Consider the following 3893-nt stretch of genomic DNA (forward strand, 5'->3'; position numbering starts at 1 on the left):
CGGCGCGTCCTTCGTCGGTCAGCGCGGCGCTGCCGGTGCCGTCCTCGTTCAACGTCGTCGCGCTCAGGCCCGCGGCGTCGAGCTGCGTCAGCACGCGGCGCAGCGTGCTCATCGGCAGTTGCGTGCGGGATCACGAGGCGGCGCGCGATCTGGTTCGCGGCGTCCGAGCCGAAGCGCCGTCGCACGACGTGCAGGCAGCAGTCGAGCCCCGCGGCCGTGCCGGCCGACGTCATCAGGTTGCCATCGTCCACGTACAGCACGTCCGGATCGAGCTTCACGCGCGGAAAGCGTTGCGCGAAGTCGTCGGCCCATGCCCAGTGCGTAGTGGCCGGGCGGCCGTCGAGCAGGCCGGCCGCGGCGAGCACGTAGGCGCCGAGGCACAGCCCGACGAGCTGCGCGCCACGCGCGGCGACCGCGCGGACCGCGTCGACCAGCACGTCGGGCGGCGCTTCGTCCGGATCGCGCCACGCGGGCACGATGACGATGTCCGCGTCGTCGAGCCCGTCGAGCCCGTATGGCGCGGTGATCGTGAAGCCGCCGGTCGTCGACAGCGGGCCGCGTTCGGCCGAGCAGACGCGGAACTCGAATACGGGCGACGCGGCCGCATCGCGTTCCTTGCCGAACACGACGGACGGCACCGACAGGTGGAACGGGCTGATGCCTTCGTACGCGATCACGGCAACGACGGTCGGAACGGGCGAGGCGGGCCGGGTGGACGAGGCAGCGGCGGTCATGGCGAGCTCCGGAATGGCGATGGCCCGATTCTATCGAAGAATGGCTATCGGGCCACTGTCCGCGCGAGCGATGCGCGCCGACAATGCATCGCATCGCGCTGCTGGCCGTCCCGTTCCGGGGCGGGGCCGCGCCCCCGGACCAGGAGCCCGCCATGTCGAACGCCGTCCCGCATTCCGCTGCCCATTCCGTTTCCCGCCCGGCTTCCCGTCGCGCGCTGATCGTGATCGACGTCCAGAACGAGTACGTGACGGGCAACCTGCCGATCGAATACCCGCCGCTCGACGTGTCGCTCGCGAATATCGGCCGTGCGATCGATGCCGCGCATGCGGCCGGCGTGCCGGTGATCGTCGTCCAGCACGTCGCGCCGGCCGGTGCGCCGATCTTCGCGCCCGGCTCCGACGGTGTTGCACTGCACGCGGTGGTCGCCGGCCGGCCGTACGCGCACCTGATCGAGAAGACGCAGGCCAGCTCGTTTGCCGGGACCGACCTTGCCGAGTGGCTCGAGGCGCACGGGATCGATACGCTCGCGGTGGCCGGCTACATGACGCACAACTGCAATGCGGCGACGGTCTATCACGCGGCGCACGCGGGGCTGAATGTCGAGTACCTCGATGACGCGACGGGCGCACTGCCGTACGAGAACGAAGCGGGCGCGGCGAGCGCCGAGGAGATTCATCGCGCGTACGCGGTGGTGTTCCAGTCGAATTTCGCGGCCGTGATGTCGACCGATGCGTGGATCGCGGGACTGGCCGGCGCGCCGATGCCGAAGCACGATTCGGTCGCCGCGTCGAACCGGCGGGCCCGCGCGCAGCGCGCGAAGGCGGCCTGAACCGGATGGGGAGGAGGAGGGGGCGGCGCGTTGGCGAGGTTGCCGCGCCGCCCGATGAAACGAGAGCCGCGGGCGAACGCGCGTCGCGCGGTCAGTCGTCGTCCTTCAGCATCGCCGGGCTGTAGCGCAGCATGTCGAAACAGCCGTCGACGAGCTTTTCCGCATGCCGCTCGCCATCGATCTCGTCGGGCAGCATCAGTGTGTCGCGCACGAAACCGCTGACGAGCGTGTGCAGCATCAGCGTCGCGCGCCACGTATCGAGCCGCTCGGGCAGCAGCTTGAGCCGCACGGCCGCCGCGAGATCGGCGTCGATCGCGTGCAGCGCCTCGCTCATCCCCGCGCGGTTGCGCTGCAGCAGCGGCTCCAGATCCGCGACGTACTCGCACTTCATGAACAGGATGCTGAACACGCGGCGCAACTGCGCGTCGCGCTGCACGCCGAGCAGGCACCAGATCAGGATCTGGCGGATCTTCTCCAGCGGATTGCCGCCCGGCGCGTCGAGCGGCATCCGCTTCAGTTCGTCGATCGGCAGAAACACGCGGTCGAACATCGCGTCGAACAGTTCGCTCTTGTTCGCGAAATGCCAGTAGATTGCGCCGCGCGTCACGCCGGCGTGCTGGGCGATGTCCGCGAGCGACGTGTGCGACACGCCCTTCTCGAAGAACACGTGTTCGGCGGCGTCGAGAATGCGATTGCGCGTCTCGAGCGCCTCCTCCTTGGTACGTCTGACCATGTGCAGGCCTGATTGGATCGATCGTAGGTGAATATAGGGTCTGCAACCCTCGGCGCAGTCATATAGACTGGCTATGCTTGCGGTTGGTAATAATCCGTAAGACTGGACAGCAGGCGGGGCATAAACGGGCTTTTTACATACATTCATGAATGTATATACAATACCACCCTACGATCGAATGACCCAAGTGGCAATCAGTTAATATCCCACTCTGCTGATTCCCGCCAAAGTACCAGTCCGCAGTGCGGGGCAACCTGTCGGCACGGAGGTTTCGTGCCGCTTGCTGTATCTAGCAGTCCAGTATTTCAGGTGTTCGATCTGCGCCGTGAGGCGCATCCGTGTCGCGCTCGCTCCGGTCGGGTGCGGCACTTATTCCATTGGTTATACACAGAGGTCGCTCCATGCGCGTCGAACGGGTTCCATACCGCTTAATCACTGTCGCGACGGCCGCCGTTTTCCTGGCCGCGTGCGGGAAGAAAGAATCGGCACCGCCGCCGCAAACGCCGGAAGTTGGCGTCGTCACCGTCCAGCCGCAAACCGTACCGGTCTTCACCGACCTGCCGGGCCGCACCAGTGCGTTCCTCGTCGCGCAGGTCCGCGCACGGGTCGACGGCATCGTGCTGCGCCGTGAATTCACCGAAGGCACCGACGTCAAGGCCGGTCAGCGCCTCTACAAGATCGACCCGGCGCCGTACGTCGCCGCGCTGAACAGCGCGAAGGCGACGCTCGCGAAGGCGCAGGCGAACCTCGTCACGCAGAACGCGCTGGTCGCGCGCTACAAGGTGCTGGTGGCCGCGAATGCGGTCAGCAAGCAGGACTACGACAACGCGGTGGCCACGCAAGGCCAGGCCGCGGCGGACGTCGCGGCCGGCAAGGCAGCGGTCGACACCGCACAGATCAACCTTGGCTATACCGATGTCGTGTCGCCGATCACCGGCCGCGTCGGCATCTCGCAGGTGACGCCGGGCGCGTACGTGCAGGCAAGCCAGGCGACGCTGATGTCGACGGTCCAGCAGCTCGACCCGGTGTATGTCGACCTCACGCAGTCGAGCCTCGAAGGCCTGAAGTTGCGCCAGGACGTGCAGAGCGGCCGCCTGAAGACGAGCGGCCCGGGCGCCGCGAAGGTGTCGCTGATCCTGGAGGACGGCAAGACCTATTCGGAGCCGGGCAAGCTGCAGTTCTCGGACGTGACGGTCGACCAGACCACCGGTTCGGTGACGATCCGCGCGGTGTTCCCGAACCCGGGCCGCGTGCTGCTGCCGGGCATGTTCGTGCGTGCACGGATCGAGGAAGGCGTGAACGAGAACGCGTTCCTGGTGCCACAGATCGGCGTCACGCATGACCAGAAGGGCCAGGCGATCGCGATGGTGGTGAACGCCGGCAACAAGGTCGAGCCGCGCCCGCTGAAGACGACGGGCATGCAAGGCGCGAACTGGATCGTCGAAGGCGGTCTGGAAGCGGGCGATCACGTGATCGTGCAGGGCGTCGACAAGGTGCGCCCGGGTGCGACCGTGAAGACGGTCCCCGCGCAGCTCGCCCCGGCGGCCGATGCCGCACCGGGTGCGGCTGCCGCCACCGACGCGACGGCTGCCGCCG

4 protein-coding genes are annotated in these 3893 nt (G+C 67.7%); 2 read left to right on the plus strand and 2 right to left on the minus strand.

The window, feature by feature from the left end; genetic code table 11:
• Positions 1-734, minus strand: a 734-nt coding sequence (locus tag G3N61_RS38200; protein ID WP_241018115.1) for an AraC family transcriptional regulator, incomplete at its 3' end; no start/stop codon positions are given.
• Positions 735-886: 152 nt separating this feature from the next.
• Here G3N61_RS38200 and G3N61_RS38205 point away from each other — a divergent pair.
• Entirely contained in the window at positions 887-1564 is a 678-nt protein-coding gene (locus G3N61_RS38205; protein ID WP_205825017.1) for a cysteine hydrolase family protein, read from the plus strand.
• Between the two features lie 91 nt (positions 1565-1655).
• On the opposite strand, the gene G3N61_RS38210 is transcribed toward G3N61_RS38205, so the two are convergent.
• Positions 1656-2297, minus strand: a complete 642-nt coding sequence (locus tag G3N61_RS38210) for a TetR family transcriptional regulator (RefSeq protein ID WP_043190193.1) — start codon at positions 2295-2297, stop codon at positions 1656-1658.
• A 401-nt stretch (positions 2298-2698) separates the two neighbouring features.
• Here G3N61_RS38210 and G3N61_RS38215 point away from each other — a divergent pair.
• Positions 2699-3893 (plus strand): efflux RND transporter periplasmic adaptor subunit (locus G3N61_RS38215; RefSeq protein ID WP_205825018.1); only part of this gene is annotated, 1195 nt, incomplete at its 3' end.

The organism is Burkholderia sp. Ac-20349, from assembly GCF_017104865.1.
GTDB lineage: Bacteria > Pseudomonadota > Gammaproteobacteria > Burkholderiales > Burkholderiaceae > Burkholderia > Burkholderia aenigmatica.

What these genes read in the sequence shown, in the direction of transcription:
- G3N61_RS38205 (WP_205825017.1), top strand. Translation starts at nt 887, where the DNA reads ATGTCGAACGCCGTCCCGCATTCCGCTGCCCATTCCGTTTCCCGCCCG.
- G3N61_RS38210 (WP_043190193.1), bottom strand. Translation starts at nt 2,297, where the DNA reads ATGGTCAGACGTACCAAGGAGGAGGCGCTCGAGACGCGCAATCGCATT.